Source organism: Paracoccus aestuariivivens, assembly GCF_009711225.1.
GTDB classification, from domain to species: domain Bacteria; phylum Pseudomonadota; class Alphaproteobacteria; order Rhodobacterales; family Rhodobacteraceae; genus Paracoccus; species Paracoccus aestuariivivens.
In genome coordinates, this window is the sequence record NZ_WMIE01000004.1 from 86,606 (window position 1) to 106,947 (window position 20,342).

Sequence of the window (20,342 nt, forward strand, 5' to 3'; positions counted from 1 at the left end):
CTGCCAACACCGATGATCCACCTTTCCGATTATGCCGCAGATCGCCGAAATCGCAGCGCACGAATCCGTGACATCGCGGGGCCACGGTCGGATCGATCAAACCGACCCGCTGACAAGGCAAAATCCGGGTTGGAATGCCGCGAGGTACGCGACAATTTCCGCAAGGCTGCTCCGGATTGCACAATATTGTGGCAGTCACCCAAAAAACTGGTCGAGCCACCTTACGGCAATATTCCCGAGAAACGCGACGCAACGGATGCCAAATCCCGCCGGATAAGGTATAGATCCCCCGAATGCGTACAGATTGCGCATCGCGACAGCATCCATTCCGACGCCTCTGCGGTTGGTCTTTATGTCTTGACATTATCGGACAGCGGGGGCTCTCAACGCGTCAGAAATGGCGAAGGGAGACCATTGATGAATCTCGATAGTTTAGAGAGTTTCCTGGGACAGGTCGGCGGCATTGTATGGGGGCCATATATGCTGATCCCCTTGCTGCTGGGGACCGGGCTTTACCTGACCGTGCGACTGGGAGGCATCCAGTTGCTTCGCCTTGGCGCGGCACTTCGTCTCGGGCTGCTGAAGCGGCATGACGACGACGCGGAAGGCGATATCTCGCAGTTCGAGGCTCTGACCACGGCGATGGCCGCGACGGTCGGAACGGGCAACATCGTCGGCGTGGCGACTGCCATCGGCATTGGTGGCCCGGGCGCGCTGTTCTGGATGTGGGTCACCGCCATTCTGGGCATGGCCTCGAAATATTCCGAGGCTTTTCTTGGCGTGCGTTTCCGCGCTACCGACGAAGTCGGCGAAAAGAACGGCGGACCACAATACTATCTTGAGCGCGGCATTCCGAACGCTTTCGGCAAATTCCTTGCTGTGGCCTTTGCAATCTTTGCGGTCTGCGCCAGCTTCGGCATCGGCAACATGACGCAGGGCAACTCGATTGCCCACAACCTTGAGAACAGCTTCTCGGTCCCGACCTGGATCACCGGTCTTGTGCTGGCGGGTCTGACGCTGGTCGTTCTGGTCGGCGGGATCAAGTCGATCGGCAAGGTGACGGCGGGTCTCGTGCCAGTGATGATCCTGTTCTACGTGCTCGGAGCGCTTTACATCCTGCTGGTGAACATCACCTCGGTTCCGGCCGCTTTCGCAGAAATCTTCAGTCAGGCGTTCACGGGCACTTCGGCAGCCGGCGGCTTCCTTGGCTCGACCATCATGATCGCAGTGCAATACGGCGTGGCGCGCGGCATCTTCTCGAACGAATCCGGTATGGGTTCGGCGGCAATCGCGGCTGCTTCGGCCCAGACCACCCACCCGGTTCGGCAGGGTCTGGTCTCGATGACGCAGACCTTCATCGACACGATCATCGTCGTCTCCTGCACCGGTCTGGTCATCATTACAACCGGCGTCTGGAAGGAAGTCGATGCGGCGGGGCAGCAGATATCGGCATCGATCATGACGGGTCAGGCATTCAGCCACGGTCTTCCGGGGCAATGGGGCAGCTGGATCGTGACCGTCGGTCTGGTCATGTTCGCCTATTCGACCGTTCTCGGCTGGGCCTATTACGGCGAGCGCAATGTCGAACGGCTGTTCGGTCGCCCGGCGGTGATGCCGTTCCGTATTTTGTTCTCGCTGGTCGTCTATTTTGGTTGCACGGTGCAACTGGGCGTCGTCTGGAACTTCTCGGACGTGATGAACGGGCTGATGGCCATCCCGAACCTGATCGGCTTGCTGATCCTGTCCGGCCTGATCGCCCGCGAGACCAAGTTCTATCTGAAGCACGACCCGAAACTGGAAGCCAATCGCGCCCAGATCGAGGCGTTCATGGCTGGCGATCCCGGTTGGGAAGAATGGAAAGCAAGCGAACGCGCCCGTTAAGCGTGTAGCCCTGACCAGCGGCAACAGCCGCTGGACCAGCATAACACGGGCGATCCGGCCGGTTCGGATCGCCCCTCCGGCAAAATCCTGCCACCCCTATCCGAAGGTATGGTTCCGCCATATGATCGGAGAATGTTCCGGCCCACGACTTGGGTCCATCCTCGCTCGGTCCGAACGACCCCGAAGAGGATGCCATGAACGCTCCTTCCGCCGTCCCGTCCGCCAGCAACGCCCCTACCCGCTTCGCCGACATCAAGGGCAGAACCATCGCCTATCGCGAGATCGGCACGGGTCCGGCGCTGATCCTGTGCGTCCGCTTCCGTGGTATTCTTGACAGTTGGGACCCCGCATTTCTGGACAGTCTGGCCTGCCACTTCCATGTAATCACATTTGACTATTCCGGCCTTGGCCAATCCACCGGATCGCCCAGCTACCGGCCCGAACGGCTTGCATCCGACGCCATAGATCTGGCCGATGCGTTGGGGCTGCGCCAATTCATCATTGGTGGCTGGTCGCTGGGCGGGATCGCTGCGCAGGTCGTGGCGGCGCAAATTCCCGACCGGATCAGCCATGTCGCGCTGATCGGAACGTCGCCTCCGGGGCGGCTGGACCCGCCATCGGAACCGATCTTCCTGCAAACCGCGCTGAAACCGATCAACGATCTGGCGGATGAAACCATCCTGTTCTTCGAGCCAGCCTCGGCCTCCAGCCGCGAGGCGGCGGCGAATTCGCATCAAAGGATCGCCGCCCGTAGCGAGAGTCGAAGCCCCGCGATCCCGCCCGAAACCTACCTGCGCCTGCTGCAGGAACGTGCTGGCGAGGACATTTTCGCCGATACGAATGGTTACAATACGTTCCTAGCAAATTGCGGCATCCCGATCCTGGTCATTACCGGCGATCACGAGATCGTCTTTCCTGCGCCGAACTGGTTCGCCCTTAGCCGCGTCTGGAAGTCGCTTCATCTGCTGGTTCTGCCGCAGATGGGTCACGGCCCCCAGCATGAGGTACCGGAAATGGCCGCCGACATCATCGCAACCTTCGTTCGCAATCGCGCGAAACAGCCAATGGCCTGAGAGCCGGGAAAGGAAGCCATGTCGAATACCATCATGCTCATCCACGGTGCCTGGCTGAACTCGCGATGCTGGGAAGGTTTCAAGGCACGTTATCAGGCGGCAGGTTACACCGTCGTGGTGCCTGACTGGCCATATGACGACCGCCCGCCCGAGGAGTTGCGCTGCGCGCCGGACCCGAAACTGGCCACCTTGAGCCAGCGGCAGATCGTCGATTCCTACGCGGCACATATCGCACACCTGTCCGAAGAACCGATCCTGATCGGCCATTCTCTGGGCGGTGTGATCGTGCAGCATCTGCTGGATCGGGGACTCGGGGTGGCAGGAGTCGCAATCAATCCCGCACCGACACCCGGCGTGCCGCTTGCCCGCCATGCCATCAGGTCGGCCCTGCCCGTTTTTGGCGATCCATTGAGCTGGCGCAAGGCCAAGACGATGTCCCGCGCCTTCTTCGGCAGCCGCTTTGCCCAGACCGCGCCGCGCGATCAGATCGATGCGCTTTATGACCGCTACATCGTCCCGACGCCCGGGCGGGTCTATTGGAACGGAGTCGTCAACCCGATCAAGATCCGCTGGACCAATCCCCGTCGTCCGCCTCTTTTCCTGATAGGCGGCGAACTGGATTTGATCGCGGATGCTGCCATGACCGAGGCGATCTATCGCAAGCAGCAACAAGCGCCATCCCGCACCGATCTGAAGATCTTCTCCGGACGGTCGCATTGGACCTGCCTGGACGAAGGCTGGGAAAAAGTCGCCGATACGGCGCTGGACTGGGCGACCGCCAATGCATGGCCGCAAAAACGGCATGCCAAAGCACGGGTCGCCTGAACCTCAGGGAATGGCAGCGGCGATTGGCAGGTCAAACCGGATCTCGGTTCCTCCGCCGGTGACATTGGATGCCCAGATCCGCCCGCCATGCGCCTCGACGCAGGATTTGCAGATGGCAAGACCCATGCCCATCCCGCCCTCTCGGGTCGAATAGAATGGCTGGAAGACCGTCTGCAACCGTTCCTGCGGGATTCCTGGTCCCCTGTCGCGCACGCCGACACGCAAGCGATCCCCGTCCTGCGCCAGCATGATGGTCAGGTCCCGCTTGCCGGTGCTGTCCTTCATGGCCTGCGCCGCATTCATCATCAGGTTCACCATGACTTGCTGGATATTGACGCGATCCGCCATGACCGGTGGCAAGCCATCCGGCGCATCGACATGGGTCGAGACGCCGTAGGTCCGCAATTCCCGATCAATCAACGCGATCGAATCCCAGGCCAACCCGACAATGTCCTGCGGCAAGATCCGCAAAGGCTCGTTGCTCAGAAGCGCGCGGGTCTGCTCGACCACAGCTTTGGCGCGCGTGGCTGCCGCCAGCACATTGGCAATCGCCTCGCGCGCTTCGGGCAGGTCGGGAGCGTCCCGCCCCAGCCATCTCAACGCAGCATCCGAACTGGAGATGATCGCAGCCAGCGGCGAGTTCACCTCATGCGCAATCGAGGCTGTCAGCGCCCCCATGGTGCTGACCCGGACCGCACGCGCCAGATCCGTCTCGGCTTGGGCCAGCCGCGCTTGTGTCGCCTTATATTCCGTGATGTCCAGATCGCTTACCAGAATATCTTCGAATTCCCGAATATTACGTGGCAAACCTGCAGTAAAAAGCGTGTCGACCTGACGCCCGTCGGGCAAAGTGATATGCGTCTCCGAGCGGTAAAAACTGTCGCCATTGGCAAATGCGACCAGCCATTGCACGAAGGTCTGGTCGGTATCGGGCAATAAGCTATCCAGTGATCCCAGAAGATGCCGCTTGTCAGTTGCTCCTGCCCGCATCACCGCGAAATCATTCACGTCCTTGATGATGACGCCGCGCCTGATCTCGCGCAACTCGTCAGGATTGGCGGCAAAATGGGATTGCATGTCGCGGACACCGCGCGCCAGCAACTGCTTGACCGCATCGCGGGCGTGGGACCAGTCCTCTCGCCACAGAGAAATCCCTGTTCTTTGGAAAATAGTATCGTTCCAGCGTTTTGCCCGATCAATCTCGATTTGTAGCGCGGCGATCTGGCGACGATGGGTCGTGATGGCAAAGGCGGTCAGCCCGATCGCCAGCCCGCATAGCAGTACGGTTGCTATTGTCAGATGCGGATCATCGGCAATCAGCCCTCCCAGCGCCATGACCGGCAGCGAGGCGATCAATAGGAACAGCCAATCCCCTCTTGTCCAACCCGTCGAGATGTCGCCGGGAACAGGGTTCGAAACCCAGTCAGGCAGACCGTTATGATCCAGATTGCGGTGCGGCACCGCATGCCGATCCGTCGGCCACAAGGTGAAAACCTGACGCATCGAATGCCCCCATCCCGCCATATCCGTCCGGATCGCATTGTCTGCACCAATGCTGCTGAACTTAAGTATAGTTGCCTACCGAAACGAACAGCAACAGGTTCGGAACTGGGCCATGAGCATGCGTCGGCTCAGGGGCGGCCATTCCGGTGTCGGGGGGATTACCGGTCAGGCCACCAGTCGGCGTATTCGCCTCATGGCCTTCGGAAGGGGGCCATGTAGGGAAAATGGACGTTAGTCCACATATAGCCATCGTCGACGACGACGATGCGATCCGGTATGCCTTATCGAGTCTGCTGCGGTCCGAGGATTTCAGCGTCTCGCTATTCGACAGTGCCGAGGCTTTTTTGCAAAGCCTTGCCAATCAATTGCCGCAATGTCTACTGACCGACATCCAGCTTCCCGGCCTGAGCGGGCTGGATCTGCAATTCCGTATGCGTGCCGAGCAACCATTACTGCCCGTGCTGGTCATGACCGCCTTCCCCGAGGACAAGCTGCGCGATCAGGCCTTGGCCGCCGGAGCGGTGTGTTTCCTGCGAAAGCCCTTCGACAATTGCGCTTTGCTGGGCTGCCTGCGGCGCGCGATTGCCGGAACCAACTGAAATACAATGTGACTCGGACAAGCGATCCAAGTATCTTCCGCGCACAAACGCTCAAGCGGCGGCATGGATATCGTGGACAAGCAGTCAGCCGTACATGTGATCGACGACGATGCGTTGCTGCGCGGCGCAATCGGATCGTTGCTGCGCTCGGTCGGAATGCGGACCCTTTCCTATGACAGCGGCGCGGCGTTTCTGGCCTCTGACCGACCCGATGTACCGGGCTGCATCCTGCTGGATGTCCGGCTACGGGGGACAAGTGGGCTGGACTTCCAGACCCAGTTGACCGCGTTGGGGATTCACCTGCCCGTGATTATCATGACCGGCTATGGCGATGTTCCGATGTCGGTCCGGGCGATGAAAGCCGGCGCAGTTGATTTCCTGACCAAGCCGTTCCGCGATCAGGATCTGCTGGACGCGGTTTCAGTCGCGGTCGAGAGGGATCGCCTGCGTCGCCAAGGCACACGCGAACTCGATGCCCTGAACGAGCGCTTCAACGGGCTTTCCCTGCGCGAAAAGCAGGTGATGGAACTGATCACAGCCGGACTTTTGAACAAACAGGCCGCCTACCAGCTTGGCCTGAGCGAAATCACCGTGAAACTGTATCGCGCCTCGGCCATGAAAAAGATGGAGGCCAAGACGCTGGCCGATCTGGTGCGGATGGCCGACCGTCTGGGATTGCGGGTCTAGCTCTCGGGCCGTATCAATGCGCAAAAATCATGGCAGTCGATGGATCGAACCCGATCTCGACCCGATCACCGGGCATCAGATCGGTGAACCCCGGTGCGCTGCACCGCAGATGATCGGGTTGCCCCGGCAGCTTCACCTCGACAAAATTTTCACGTCCAAGGTTCTGCACACGCAGCACATGGGGGTGGGAGTTTCCCTGAACAACTGCCTGTGCCAAGCGGCGGACCTTCAAATGCTCGGGGCGGAAAGCGATCTGCACCGCCGTCCCGTTGGCCATCCCCGTACCCGCGAGATCCCCGATCGGGGTCTTGATGCGATCCTGCGCGACCGAGCCGTCGAAGACGTTCAACTCGGAGAAGAACCCCGCCACGGCCAGATCCACGGGTTGTTGGTACAGTTCAAGCGGCGTGCCCTCTTGCCGGATGCGGCCACCATGCATGATCGCGATGCGGTCGGCCATCATCATCGCCTCGTCTGAATCATGCGTGACCAGAACGACGGCCGTCCCCGCCTCGCGCAGCAGGTCAAGCGCCAATTCTCGCATCTCGACCCGCAAACGCTGGTCCAGACTCGAGAACGGCTCGTCCAGCAGCATCACCCGAGGCTGCGTCGCCAGTGCCCTGACCAGTGCGATGCGCTGCTGCTCTCCGCCCGACAGTTGATGAGGGTATTTGTCGGCGTGATGTGCCAGCCCGACCCGTTCCAGCAAATGCCGCACCTCGCCCGATCCCTGCCGCGCGCGTGACAGACCAAAGCCGACATTGGCGGCCACCGTCATATGCGGAAACAGAGCCAGATCTTGAAACACCATCCCGACCGGTCGCATTTCGGGCGGTACGTTGCGGCGCGCATCCGCCACCGGGCGCCCGTCGATGCGGATTTCGCCTGCATCCAGCTGCTCGATCCCCGCGATCATCCGTAACGTCGTGGATTTACCGCAACCCGAGGGGCCCAGCAGGCAGGTCACCTCTCCGGGCCAGACGGTCAGCGATACGCCCTGAACGGCATGCGTTGCGGAAAAGCGGCGCTCGACGCCGGTGATCTCAAGCATCGGTTCGGACCGCACGTGACGCCCGACCGGCTTCTGACCACGAAAATCGGCGTGCTCCACGCGTGCTGTCCCCCATCCTGGCTTCTGGCTTGGATTGATGAAACAATCTTTACTTATTCTCTAGGGTAAATAAAAGCGTCCTCGTCAACAAGGAGAAGTCGAATGCGCACGAAACTTCTGGGACTGTTTGGGGCGGCCATGCTGGTTCAGGCCACAACTGCCACTGCCGAAGAACTGAACCTTTACACCACCCGCGAGCCGAAACTGGTCGAACCGCTGCTGGAATCGTTCAAGACAGACACCGGCATCACGGTCAATACCATCTTCCTCAAGGACGGGATGCCCGAGCGCATCGAGCAGGAAGGCGCGGCCTCGCCCGCCGATGTGTTGATGACGGTCGATATCGGAAACCTTGTTGATCTGGTCGATCGCGGTCTGACCCAACCCGTCCAGTCCGAAGTCCTGTCCGCCGCGATTCCCGAGAATTTGCGCGACAAGGAAGGCAACTGGTTCGCCCTCTCGCTGCGCGCCCGCGCCTTGTACGCCGCCAAGGATCTGGACCTGACCAGCTTCCAGTACGAGGATCTCGCCAAGCCCGAATGGAAGGGCAAAGTCTGCATCCGCTCGGGTCAACATCCCTACAACGTCGCTCTGACGGCAGCCTACATCACCCATCATGGCGCGGACGAGACCAAGGCCTGGCTGGAAGGCGTCAAGGCGAACCTCGCCCGCAAGGCCGGTGGCGGAGACCGCGACGTGGCCCGCGACATCATGGGCGGTATTTGCGATATCGGCATCGCTAACACCTATTACGTCGGTCTGATGCGCAGCGGCGCGGGCGGTCCCGAGCAAGAGGAATGGGTCAAGTCGATCAAGCTGGTCCTGCCCACGTTCGAGAATGGCGGTACGCAAGTGAACGTCTCGGGCGCAGCCGTAGCCAAGAACGCGCCGAACAAGGAACAAGCGGTGAAGCTGCTGGAATACCTAGTCTCAGACGCCGCGCAAAAGATCTATGCCGAGGCGAACTTCGAGTATCCGGTCAAGGCGGGCATCGAGGTCAGCCCTCTTGTTGGCGAATTCGGCGAGTTGAAGGTCGACAGCACCGACCTGACCGCCATCGCCCGCGAGCGCAAGGCGGCAAGCGAACTGGCCGAGCAGGTCGGCTTCGACAACTGAGCCGTCCGGAATCCAGTCATGCCCCCGTCCCGCTTGGGGGGGCATGGCCCTGAGGAGACACCCATGAGTCTCAAATCGGGCACGGTATGGCAGTTGACTGCCATGCTGATCGCAGCCCTTGTCCTTTTGCCGGTCGCCGCACTGGTCGGCTTCGCCCTGCAAGGCAGCATCGGCCTTTGGCCCCACCTGTTCCGTAACGTCCTTGCGAATGCGCTGGCCCAAACAGCGGTACTGCTTGCCGGCGTTGGCACCATCGTCGCTGTTCTTGGCACGATCACGGCATGGCTGATCGCAGGCTTCGATTTTCCGGGAAGACGCTTGCTAGGCTGGGCGCTGCTGCTGCCATTGGCTGTGCCGACCTACATCATCGCCTATGCCTATCTGGATATTCTGCATCCGGTCGGACCGGTCCAGTCCCTGATCCGCGATTTGCTGGGTTATGACAGCCCGCGCGATTTCCGCTTGCCCGACATCCGCTCGATGGCGGGCTGCATCCTGCTGCTGGGCTTTGTGCTTTACCCCTATGTCTACCTGCCGGTGCGGGCTCTATTCGCGACACAGGCCGCCAATCTGCTGGAAGCGTCGCGAACGCTGGGCGCGGGGCCCGTAAAAGTGTTCTGGAGGATAGTCCTGCCGCTGGCGCGGCCCGCCATCGCCGTCGGCATGGCGCTGGCCTTGATGGAGACGCTGAACGACATCGGCGCGGCCGAGTTTCTGGGTGTGCGGACACTGACCGTCTCGGTCTATTCGACATGGATCAATCGCACCGACCTGCCCGGTGCAGCCCAGATCGCGATCGTCATGTTGCTGATCGTGATCTCGCTGGTGCTGGTCGAAAGGCGCGCACGAAAGGGCCAGCGCTACGCCGGAAATGCGCGCAGGTTGTTGCCCCTGTCGCGGGTCAGGTTGCATGGGCCGTCGGCATGGGCGGCCACGGTCTTTTGCGCCCTGCCCGTCCTCCTCGGCTTCGCCGCGCCCGCCGCCTATCTGGTCCGTCAGGCGTGGCGGCGCTTTGTGTTTTCAGGCATCCCCGCGCGGATCTGGGTCGAGGCCGGACAGACCGCAGCCTTGGCGCTGATCGCGACGGTTATCGCGGTCGGGCTTGGCCTGCTGGTCAGCGCCGCCCCGCGCCTGCATCCCGCCGCGTCCACAAGGATTGCGGCGAGGATCTCGACCATCGGCTATGCGGTGCCGGGTACGATCCTCGCGATCGGCTTGCTGCCGGTGATTACTTTTGCCGACCGCCAGATCAGCGGTGTTCTGGGCTGGTTCACCGAAGCCGCGCCGCAACTAATCCTGCTCGGATCGGGCGCGGGGCTGATCTACGCCTATGTCGCGCGGTTTCTGGCGATCTCGACCGGCGGAATCGAGGCGGGAATGGAGCGCGTGCCGATCAGTCTTGACCACGCCGCCCGCAGCCTTGGCCAGAAGCCGTCGGGTGTGTTTCGCAACATCCATGTGCCGCTGTCATGGAGCTCGATGGCAGCAGCCGGATTGCTGATCTTTGTCGATTGCGTCAAGGAGTTGCCCGCCACCCTGCTTCTACGTCCCCTGAACGTCGAGACCCTGGCCACCCATCTTTACGGCGAGGCCGCACGCGGCACATATGAGGACGCCTCGATTGCGGCGCTGTTGATCGTTCTGATCGGAATATTGCCGGTCGCATTTCTCTCGCGCAGCATTCGTGCGTGATTTCAATCGTCACGCTCAGATTTCATTTGCCATATCCTAAAATATCTGTGGAAACTGTCTCAATCAGAGCGACAAGATTCTGATCATAAGTCCATAAATCTGGGAGGAGAATAATGGGACTGTCTAGAATGCTGCTGGTTTGCGGCACGATTTTGGCTGGCAGCGTCACAGCCGCCGCAGCCGCCGATTGCGAAGTGAAGCTGCGCTCGGCCGACACGCATCCCGATGGATACCCGACTGTCGCAGCCGTCCGCTGGATGGGCGATCAGGTCAAGGAACGCACGCAAGGCCGCGTCTGCGTCGAGGTCTTCCCGGCATCTGCCTTGGGCGAGGAAAAGGACTCGATCGAACAGACCCAATTCGGCGTCATCGACATGGTCCGCGCCTCGTTCGGGCCGTTCAACAACCTCGTACCGGAAACGCAGATCGTTTCGCTGCCCTACATCTTCCGCTCGGCCCAGCACATGTACAATGTCATGGATGGCCCGATCGGTGACCAGATCGCCGAAGGTTTTGCCCAGCATGATCTGATCGTTCTTGGCTATTACGACGGCGGCGCGCGCAGCTTCTACAACGGCGAACGCCCGATCAACAAGATCGAGGATCTCAAGGGCATGAAGTTCCGCGTCATGCAGTCCGACGTCTTCGTTGACATGATGGCTGCCTTCGGCGCGAACGCCACGCCCATGCCTTACGGAGAGGTCTATTCGGCGATCCAGACCGGCGTGATCGACGGCGCGGAAAACAACCCCGCCTCGTATGACACGTCGGGCCATTTCGAGGTCGCGAAATACTATACGCTGGACGAACACTTGATCATGCCGGAAGTGCTGGCCGTTTCAAAGGTGACGTGGGACAAGCTGTCGCCCGAGGATCAGGCGGTCCTGAAAGCGGCGGGCAAGGAATCCGTGACGGTGATGCGGGATCTCTGGGCCAAGAAAATCGCCGAATCCGAAGCCTCGGTCGAAAAGGCTGGATCGCAGATCGTTCGCGGCATCGACAAGAAACCCTTCATCGACGCGATGGAGCCGGTTTACGCGAAATATGTGACGACGCCGGAAGCCAAGGACATGGTCGAGAAAATACGCGCGACCGAATGATCCAGACTCGGCGGCGTCCCATCGGGTCGCCGCCATTCCTGAAAATGTCATGAATCCGACAAACATCCATCACGCGTTTGTCATACCCGCGCATTACCAGCGCCCCAGATTGAATCTCTGGGGAAAATCTTGAAACTGAAGACTTTTTTCTGCGCAACTTCTGCGGTTTGCGCAATTTTTTCTGCACCTTTTGCCTATGCACAAAGCTCGTCCGAGATCGGCGCGACCAGACTTCTGGAAGATTTCGCTCTGCTGATGAACACCGCCGAAGGTCGCCGTGTTCTGGACCAGAATCTTGCCACGGCAATCGCCACGAACAACAACGCGACCGAGGCAGAACGCGCGCAAGCAATTTATGACAATACGATTGCGGCCCTGATCGGATCGACCCAGAACGGTCAACTGGTGACGGATGCATTGGGATCGCGCCTGAAGGCCGCGTTCGACGCCACGAACTCGCTGTCGCCGGATTACCGTTCGACGACATTCTCGACCGCATTCCAGTCGATGATGTCGCAAACCACCGGCCTCAGCATGGCAGCAGCGGATGTGTCGAAGGATTTCTTCGCACGAGGCTATGCACATGGCGCACCGGCATCCGGCCTGACCCTGCCGACAGGCGGTCAATACAGCGTCTACGATCTGGCTTATTCGCCCGATCCTGCGACCGCCAACAGCGTCGGCAATTCGCGTCCCGTGCAGGTCGCGCCCGATCAATTCGAGAACTTCACAGCCACCGATTATTTCGGCAACGAAACCGATGTCGCGACGGCGGTCTGGCCGACCATTGCATCCAGTCCGGCATTCCCCAGCGGGCACAGCGCCTTCGGGTTCTCGTCGTCGCTGCTGCTCGCCACGATGCTGCCGGAACGCTATCAAGAGTTGATGACCCGTGGCTCGGAATACGGCAATAGCCGCGTCGTTCTGGGCGTCCATTATCCATTGGACGTGATCGGAGCCCGCATCCAGTCGACCTATACGCTGGCGCAGATGCTGAACAACAATCCCGACTACATCAATCAGGCGACGACCAGCATCTTCGGCCAGCCGATGACGACCTCGGCGGACTTCCAGACCCTGTATGCCGAGGCGCGCGACGACCTGCGCACGATGCTCGAGTCCGAATGCGGCGCGTCAATCGCTACCTGCATCGACGAAAGCGACGAAGACCGTTTCAGCGATAATGACGCCAATTCGGCGGCCTATCAGTACCGCCTGACCTATGGCATGGATACGGTGGGCGACACGACGCTGGCTGCCGTCGTTCCCGAAGGGGCAGAAGTGCTGATCGCCTCGCGTTTTCCCTATATGACGACAGATCAGCTGCGCGATGTTCTGGCCTCGACCGAGTTGCAATCCGGGCATGTGCTGGATGACGGATCGGGCTGGGCCCGTCTGGATCTGTTCACTGCCGCTGGCGGTTACGGATCGTTCGACAGCGATGTCGAAATCGAACTGACCCGCATGGATGGCGGCTTCAGCGCCTCGGATGAATGGAGCAACGACATCTCGGGGTCTGGCGGCCTGACCCTGCGCGGCAATGGCACGCTGGAACTGTCGGGCGAGAATACCTTTACCGGCGCAACCACTGTCGCGGGCGGTACATTGAATGTTTCCGGCAGCGTTGTCAGCGCCGTCGAGGTACAGGACGGAGCCCGTATCGGTGGCAATGGCACGACCGGCGATCTGACCATCGCCTCGGGGGCAACGCTTGCGCCGGGCGAAAGCATCGGCACGCTGACGGTCAACGGTGATCTAACGCTGGCGGATGGCTCCATCTTCGAAGTCGAGGCCGACGCCGAGGGCAATAGCGACCGCGTCGACGTCTCTGGTTCGGCGAACCTTGGTGGCTCGATCTTTGCATTGGCGCAGACCGGCGATTACGCGATCTCGACCGATTACACGATCCTGACTGCGGATGGTGGCGTCAGTGGCGCATTTGCGGCCTCGGATGTCGATATGGCCTTCCTTGATACCAACCTGCGTTACGGCGCGAATGACGTCACCTTGCGCCTTGACCGCAACGACACCGCGTTCCGGACCGCCGCGACATCGCGCAATGGCAGCACGGTTGCCGACGCGATCGAGGGTCTGGGCGTGGGCAACGCGGTGTTTGACGAGCTGGTCTATTCGGATGCCGCAACCGCAGGCGAGGCATTTGACCAGCTTTCGGGCGAATTGCACGCCTCGGTCGCGGGGGCGCTGGTCGAGATGGCGAACACCATCGACGGCGCGATCAAGGACCGGATCGGCGAGGCAACCGGCGATCAGGCCGCCCGCGCGACCAATGCCGTCGAGATGGGCGACGGCCAGCTTTGGTGGCAGGCATATGGCAACTGGGCCGAAGCCGAAGGAGACGAGGTTTCTGGGCTTGAACGCAACAGCACAGGCACATTGATCGGTTTCGATGCCGAAGCGGAAAATGGCTGGCGCGGCGGCTTCTATGCAGGTTTCGGCAGCGGATCGGTGTCGCTTGACGATCAGGATGCCAAAGCGGATCTCGACAGCTATCACCTTGGCATCTATGGCGGAACCCGTCTGGACAGGCTTGGCCTTCGCGTCGGAGCCAGCCACACGCTAAACAAGCTGGATACCCAGCGCCGCGTGACCTACGGAACCCAATCCGAGATGCTGACCGCCGATTACGATGCATCGACTACGCGTCTGTTTGGTGAGGCAAGCTGGCGTCTGCAGTCGCAGAACGACAGGTTCGAGCCCTTTGCCGCAATCGAACATGTCAGCCTTTCGGCAGACAGCTTCACCGAGAAGGGCGGCAATGCCGCGCTGGAAGGCGACGGAGTTGATATGGATACCACCTTCACGACGCTGGGCCTGCGGACCGAACGCGACGTGAAATCCGGCCAAGCGCAAGCGACGTTGCGCGGTGAGTTGGGCTGGCAACATGCCTTTGGCGATGTCGATCCGAACGCAGCATTGGCCTTTGCAGGTGGCAACCGCTTCGACGTCATCGGCACTCCGGTCGCGGAAGACGCCGCTGTGCTTCGTGGCTCGGTCGACATGTCGCTGACCCCTGATGCGACGGTTTCGGTCGGCTATGCGGGACAGTTCGGAGACGGCGCGTCTGACCAGTCGCTGACCGCAGAACTGCGCATCCGCTTCTGAGCCGTAACCAGCCGGAACATCAAGTTGCTATCGACCCGCGCGGAGCACCGCGCGGGTTTCAGTCTTACGACACCCGCCCCCGACCAGATCAGACATCTTTCAACTGCGGCAGTTCAGAGCATGATCGCGACAGCCCCGGCAGCAAGGGCAACAGACATGCCTGAATCGCATGGTAAATGTCGGGTTTGCCAGAAAACTGCTGCGCATCGGGGCGGTCCTGATCGTCGATTTCCGGAATCCAGCCACCCTTGTCGTGGTCCATGAACAGCCGCGAGCCTGCTTGCCAGAACATGCGGTACTCCTGTTCCCTGATCGCCCCACCCAACTCATCGCCCGATTTCAGCATGGCAGCGGCCGCACCGATGGCCTCGGTCACCGGCCACCAGTAGCGGTTGCGACGCAAGACAGAACCTTCAACATCGGTGGTATAGATAATTCCGCCGCGCTGCCGGTCCCAACCGTCAGCCAACGCCCGAGTGTAAAGCTTCCCAGCCCAATCCGGCAACCATTCAGCCTTCCGCCCGCCAAGATCCCATGCCTGCAACAGCAATCTGGCCAATTCAAAGGAATGTCCCGGGGTAGTTCCCTTGGGCCGGAACATTGGATTGCCCTCATAATCGGCGTCGATCTGCCAGTCTTCGGTATAATGCTCGGGCAAGCGCCAACCATTCGCAGCACCGACCTCTCCGATGAAGAAATCATAGATGCCGAGCGCGCGGTTCAGGAACTCGGTATCCCCTGTGGCCTCATGCGCGGCCAAGAGCGCCTCGGACATGTGCATATTGGCGTTCATGCCGCGATAGGTCGAAATCTTGGACCAGTCGCGGGCATATTCCTCGGACATGCGGCCATGGTGATGGGCCCAAAGGCGGGTCTCGATCACCTCGCGGATATCCGCCAGCAACCGGTCTGCATCCGGATGCCCCGCCTGCTTCGCGCTAGAGGCTGCAAGCAAGACAAAGGCATGGCCGTAAGCAAGTTTGCTACCGTCGGCGATTTGCCCGTCCGCCGTAACGGACCAGACGTAGCCGCCATGATCGGAATCGCGATGCAGGTTCCACAGCGCCTTCATGCCGTGATCGACCATCTCACCCGCGCCGTCGACTCCGGCCAGATGCCCAAGAGCGAACGAATGGACCATGCGAGTCGTGGCATGCAACTCGCGCGGAGCACCCACGATCGGGTTCCCGTCGTAATCCTGCGCATGGAAACCGCCCGCAGAATCGATCGAGCGGCGGAAGAACGCGAATTGCCGCGCTGCATCGGCAAGCAGAAAGCGGCGATGCGCCTCGGTTCCCCACCATGCGCCCTCGGCAGGAACTTCGGTCAGATTCAAAGGCAAGGCGTTCATGGATTCACTCCGTTCCGCGGAACTGTCAGGCGGCAATCGGAGCCGCTGGTTGCAGGAATTGCAGCGTCTGGGGTGGTTCACCAGCAATGGCGCGCTGCAGAAAACGACCCATCAGCATTCCGGCCTCGGCGAGATCCTCGAAAATGCTGTCGAAATGTGGCCGGATGATATCAGCCATTCCGGAGGTATGTTTCATCACGATACGCGTGCTATGGCCCGCGTCGCTACAAGCGGCGTGAACCGCCATCGCGCTGATCTCTCCGGGGCAGACAAAGCCGTCAGGCAAGGAATTATTCGAGATCAAGCCGCGGATATGGGCCTGAATTGCCGCAGGTGTATCGTCCAGCGAGATGCCCGATAAAACCTCGCCCGCGATTCCGGCGTCGCCACAGGCCCGCAAGAAGCCCATCCGCAAATGCTGGGCAAAGGTCATGCCGTCAGGCGCCGGAATCAGGCATGGACGGCGGATGCCCTGCGCGATCAACCGCGTTGCGGCGGCATAGGCAAACCCGAAATTGTCGTAATCGACCCAAGGATGGGGCGTCGCAAGTTCGGTCCGGCCATGGCAGACAAAGGGGAAGCCGTGCTCAAGCAGAAGGCGCACGCGCATGTCGTCCGGCGTTGTGCGCGAGAAGATCACGCCATCAGCAAGCCGGTTGCGCAGGATACTCTCGACCGGTTCGATGGTGGGACGGTCGGAAAATACCGGCATGATGACCAGATGAAAGGACGTATCGCGCAGCGCCTCGGTCAGACCACGGATCATCGACTGGCCGTAACCCAGAATTTCCTCATGCGGGTTCAGCAGAAAGGCAATGACATTGGTCCGTCCGGTGCGCAGGCGCTGCGCGGCCCGGTCCGGAGAATAGCCCTGACTCGCCGCGATCTGCCGGACCCTCGCGCGGGTCTCGGGAGCGATCTGAGGATCATCGGAAAGCGCGCGCGACACGGTTGCAACGGCAAGATCAGCCTCGTTGGCAATGGTCCGCAATGTCGGTCTGCCGCGACGTGTCATGTTCCCCCCGATCGCTGCGATTCGCAGTCTATAAAACGATTTAAATCGATGCGACCGGTTTGAGAATATCCAGAATGGCGGCTTTACCATCAGGTAGCGCTATTCGAGAAGCTTGACAGAACCCAAGTTTGAAACGTTATAAATGCGATGCCGGAAGGGAGCCGGCACTGGGGAGGGTAAACATGCGTAGATTCCTGCTGGCCGGCGCCGCGATTTCGGCCATGGCTACAAGCACCGCACTTGCCGAAGAAAGTGTCGAGGTCCTGCATTGGTGGACATCGGGTGGCGAGGCCGCGGCACTCGGGGTTCTGAAAGAGAACCTTGCCGCAAAAGGTGTCGCGTGGAAGGACATGCCGGTTGCGGGCGGCTCGGGTGTGCAGGCGATGACGGCCCTGCGGGCGCGCGTGACGGCGGGCGATCCGCCGACCGCTGTGCAAATGCTGGGATTTGACATCAAGGACTGGGCCGAGATGGGCGTTCTGGGCAATCTGGACGACCTCGCGACCGAACAGGGTTGGGACAAGGTCGTCCCTGCGGCGCTGCAGGATTTCTCGAAGTTCGATGGCCACTGGATCGCCGCGCCGGTGAACGTCCATTCGACCAACTGGCTTTGGATCAACAAGGTCGCGCTGGACAAGGCGGGCGGCAAGCCACCGGAAAACATCGACGAATTCTTTGCCATGCTGGACAACTTCAAGGAACAGGGCATCACGCCGCTGGCGCATGGCGGTCAGCCCTGGCAGGATGGCACCTTGTGGGAGGCCCTAGTCCTGTCGGAAGGCGGCATGGATTTCTACAAGAAGGCTGTGATCGAGGCAGATCCCGCAGCACTTAGCGGCGACACCATGCGCAAGGTCTTTGACGATCTGACCAAGCTGCGCGGCTATTTCGACGACAGTTTCTCGGGTCGCGACTGGAACCTGTCCTCGGCCATGGTCATCGAGGGCAAAGCAGGTGCGCAGCAGATGGGCGACTGGGCCAAGGGTGAGTTCCTGCGCGCTGGCAAAAAACCCGGTGCGGATTTTGTCTGCATCCGCTTCCCCGGGACGCAGGGCGATGTGCTGTTCAACTCGGACCAGTTCGTCATGTTCGATCTGGGCGATGCTGAAAAGCGCGATGCGCAGTTGAAAATGGCAGCCGCCGTCGAAGACCCGGCGTTCCAGGTCGCGTTCAACACGGTCAAGGGCTCGGTTCCGGCCCGCACCGACGTTCCCGACACCGAGTTCGACGATTGTGGCAAGAAAGGCATGAAGGATCTGGCCGAAGCCGCGACAAGCGGGACGCTTGCAGGCTCGCTCGCGCATGGCCATGCCCAGCCCTCGGCGGTGAAAGAGGCGATATTCGACGTCGTGACCCAGCAACTCAATGGTCAGATCACGACCGACGAGGCACTGAAGCGCCTGCCCGAGGCCGTCGCCGCCGCAAAATGACCGAACCTGCGCCCGGACCTTGCGGGACCGGGCGCACCCGCATTTGCGAGAAAAGCCCATGTCCGTCCCCTATTCCGGCGTAAGGCGCGGCCTACAGGACTGGCTGCCGCGCCTTGTTCTGGCACCGTCCTTTGCGCTGGTGCTGATCTTTGTCTACGGCTTCATTGTCTGGACCGCCGTGCTTTCCATGTCCAAATCGCGAATCCTGCCGGTCTACAAATGGGCGGGATTTGATGCCTATGAACGGTTATTTTCCCAACCGAATTGGTACATGGCGCTGAAAAACCTTGCGATTTTCGGTTCGCTCTACATTACCGTCTGCATCGCCTTGGGCCTGTTTCTGGCGATCCTGCTGGACCAGAAAATCCGCATCGAAGGCGTCCTTCGACCGATCTACCTTTACCCGATGGCACTGTCTTTTGTCGTGACCGGCACCGCATGGAAATGGTTCCTGAACCCCGGCATGGGTTTGCAGAATACCGTGCGCGGCTGGGGCTTCGAGACCTTCACTTTCGACTGGCTCGTGCGCCCCGACATGGCCATCTACACTGTCGCCATCGCCGGAATCTGGCAGGCGTCTGGCTTTGTCATGGCGATGTTTCTGGCGGGCCTGCGCGGTATCGATAGCGAGATGCTGAAGGCCGCGACGGTGGACGGGGCCTCGACCTTCACCATCTATCGGCGGATCGTCATTCCGCTTCTACGTCCGGCCTTTCTGTCTGCCGTGATCGTGCTGGCGCATATGGCGATCAAGTCCTACGATCTGGTGATTGCCCTGACGGGCGGAGGCCCCGGCAACGCGACCGAACTCCCCTCGACCTTCATGTATTCCTATACCTTCACCCGCAGCCAGATGGCCGTCGGTTCGGCATCGGCCATGATCATGCTGATGGGGATCGCGGCAATCATGGTGCCCTATCTGTACTCGGAACTGCGCGAGGATAAGCGATGAGCCAGCGTGAAATGGCCATTGCCACCGCGGCGGGTCCGTCGCGCATGAACCGGGTGGTGATCTATGGATTGCTCGCAATCTTTGCCGCGATCTATCTGACGCCGTTGTTCGTGATGCTGACCACCTCGTTCAAATCTCTGGACGAGATCCGTGGCGGCGACATCCTTGCCCTGCCCGCCCATCCGACCACCAAACCATGGGTGAAAGCATGGGGCAGCGCCTGCATCGGCGTCACCTGCGACGGGATCAAGGGCTATTTCTGGAACTCCCTTCGCATGGTGGTTCCGGCGGTCCTGATCTCGACCGCGCTTGGGGCTTTGAACGGATATGTGCTGACTAAGTGGCGGTTTCGCGGCCACAAAATTGTCTTCGGGATGATGCTGTTTGCCTGCTTCATCCCGTTCCAATCGGTGTTGATCCCGATGGCGCGGGTGTTGGGCCAACTGGGGCTATCAAACAGCACAGCGGGGCTGGTGCTCGTCCATGTCGTTTACGGTCTTGGCTTCACAACGCTGTTCTTCCGAAACTATTACGAGGCGTTTCCGGATGAGTTGGTACAATCGGCACAGATGGACGGAGCGGGCTTCTTTACGATCTTCTGGCGCATCCTATTGCCTTCCTCTGCACCGATCATCGTGGTTTGCGTCATCTATCAATTCACCAATATCTGGAACGACTTCCTGTTCGGGGTCAGCTTTGCCTCGGGGGAAAGTGCCCCGATGACGGTTGCGCTGAACAATCTGGTCGCCTCGTCCACCGGGGTCAAGGAATACAACGTGGACATGGCGGCGGCCGTGATCGCAGCCCTGCCTACGCTGATCGTTTATGTCCTCGCCGGTCGCTATTTCATGCGCGGGCTGATGGCTGGCGCAGTCAAAGGATAG

At 60.6% G+C, this 20,342-nt stretch carries 16 protein-coding genes; 12 read left to right on the forward strand and 4 right to left on the reverse strand.

Annotated features, from left to right (window positions below; all coding sequences use genetic code 11):
- Positions 1-480: 480 nt before the first annotated feature.
- From GL286_RS09305 to GL286_RS09315, 3 genes are all read left to right on the forward strand, one after another.
- Positions 481-1,881, forward strand: coding sequence for an alanine/glycine:cation symporter family protein (locus GL286_RS09305; RefSeq protein WP_246184890.1), 1,401 nt, complete (start codon positions 481-483; stop codon positions 1,879-1,881).
- A 194-nt stretch (positions 1,882-2,075) separates the two neighbouring features.
- Positions 2,076-2,954 (forward strand): alpha/beta fold hydrolase, encoded by an 879-nt coding sequence (locus GL286_RS09310; protein WP_155095287.1) that lies wholly within the window; start codon positions 2,076-2,078, stop codon positions 2,952-2,954.
- 18 nt (positions 2,955-2,972) lie between these two features.
- Positions 2,973-3,779 (forward strand): alpha/beta hydrolase, encoded by an 807-nt coding sequence (locus tag GL286_RS09315; RefSeq protein WP_155095288.1) that lies wholly within the window; start codon positions 2,973-2,975, stop codon positions 3,777-3,779.
- A gap of 3 nt (positions 3,780-3,782) precedes the next feature.
- Here the strand turns inward: GL286_RS09315 and GL286_RS09320 are convergent, their stop codons facing one another.
- The gene (locus GL286_RS09320; protein WP_170295127.1) at positions 3,783-5,282 is read right to left on the reverse strand and encodes a sensor histidine kinase; all 1,500 of its coding nucleotides are present in this window, start codon (positions 5,280-5,282) and stop codon (positions 3,783-3,785) included.
- Between the two features lie 224 nt (positions 5,283-5,506).
- Between GL286_RS09320 and GL286_RS09325 the strand changes: the two genes are divergently transcribed.
- Together GL286_RS09325 and GL286_RS09330 are read left to right on the forward strand one after the other, a co-directional pair.
- On the forward strand, positions 5,507-5,881 hold the full coding sequence (locus GL286_RS09325) for a response regulator transcription factor (RefSeq protein ID WP_155095290.1): 375 nt from the start codon (positions 5,507-5,509) through the stop codon (positions 5,879-5,881).
- Between the two features lie 63 nt (positions 5,882-5,944).
- The gene (locus GL286_RS09330) at positions 5,945-6,568 is read left to right on the forward strand and encodes a response regulator transcription factor (protein ID WP_155095291.1); all 624 of its coding nucleotides are present in this window, start codon (positions 5,945-5,947) and stop codon (positions 6,566-6,568) included.
- A gap of 13 nt (positions 6,569-6,581) precedes the next feature.
- Here GL286_RS09330 and GL286_RS09335 read toward each other — a convergent pair whose 3' ends face one another.
- Positions 6,582-7,679, reverse strand: a complete 1,098-nt coding sequence (locus GL286_RS09335) for an ATP-binding cassette domain-containing protein (RefSeq protein WP_155095292.1) — start codon at positions 7,677-7,679, stop codon at positions 6,582-6,584.
- A 102-nt stretch (positions 7,680-7,781) separates the two neighbouring features.
- Between GL286_RS09335 and GL286_RS09340 the strand changes: the two genes are divergently transcribed.
- From GL286_RS09340 to GL286_RS09355, 4 genes are all read left to right on the forward strand, one after another.
- Positions 7,782-8,795: an extracellular solute-binding protein gene (locus tag GL286_RS09340; RefSeq protein ID WP_155095293.1), complete on the forward strand. Its 1,014-nt coding sequence runs from the start codon at positions 7,782-7,784 to the stop codon at positions 8,793-8,795.
- Positions 8,796-8,858: 63 nt separating this feature from the next.
- Entirely contained in the window at positions 8,859-10,487 is a 1,629-nt protein-coding gene (locus GL286_RS09345) for an ABC transporter permease (RefSeq protein ID WP_246184891.1), read from the forward strand.
- A gap of 113 nt (positions 10,488-10,600) precedes the next feature.
- Positions 10,601-11,587, forward strand: coding sequence for a TRAP transporter substrate-binding protein (locus GL286_RS09350; protein ID WP_246184892.1), 987 nt, complete (start codon positions 10,601-10,603; stop codon positions 11,585-11,587).
- 129 nt (positions 11,588-11,716) lie between these two features.
- Positions 11,717-14,710 carry an autotransporter domain-containing protein gene (locus tag GL286_RS09355; RefSeq protein ID WP_155095295.1) on the forward strand — a complete coding sequence of 998 codons (2,994 nt, stop codon included), beginning with the start codon at positions 11,717-11,719 and terminating at the stop codon, positions 14,708-14,710.
- Positions 14,711-14,798: 88 nt separating this feature from the next.
- Here GL286_RS09355 and GL286_RS09360 read toward each other — a convergent pair whose 3' ends face one another.
- On the reverse strand, positions 14,799-16,061 hold the full coding sequence (locus tag GL286_RS09360; RefSeq protein ID WP_155095296.1) for an AGE family epimerase/isomerase: 1,263 nt from the start codon (positions 16,059-16,061) through the stop codon (positions 14,799-14,801).
- 25 nt (positions 16,062-16,086) lie between these two features.
- Positions 16,087-17,076 carry a LacI family transcriptional regulator gene (locus GL286_RS09365; RefSeq protein WP_170295128.1) on the reverse strand — a complete coding sequence of 330 codons (990 nt, stop codon included), beginning with the start codon at positions 17,074-17,076 and terminating at the stop codon, positions 16,087-16,089.
- Between the two features lie 182 nt (positions 17,077-17,258).
- On the opposite strand from GL286_RS09365, the gene GL286_RS09370 reads away from it, so the two are divergent.
- The 3 genes from GL286_RS09370 to GL286_RS09380 are packed head-to-tail and all read left to right on the forward strand — an operon-like array spanning position 17,259 to position 20,342.
- Positions 17,259-18,506, forward strand: coding sequence for an ABC transporter substrate-binding protein (locus GL286_RS09370; protein WP_155095298.1), 1,248 nt, complete (start codon positions 17,259-17,261; stop codon positions 18,504-18,506).
- A gap of 58 nt (positions 18,507-18,564) precedes the next feature.
- On the forward strand, positions 18,565-19,458 hold the full coding sequence (locus GL286_RS09375) for a carbohydrate ABC transporter permease (RefSeq protein ID WP_155095299.1): 894 nt from the start codon (positions 18,565-18,567) through the stop codon (positions 19,456-19,458).
- A gap of 11 nt (positions 19,459-19,469) precedes the next feature.
- Positions 19,470-20,342, forward strand: a complete 873-nt coding sequence (locus GL286_RS09380) for a carbohydrate ABC transporter permease (protein WP_211596267.1) — start codon at positions 19,470-19,472, stop codon at positions 20,340-20,342.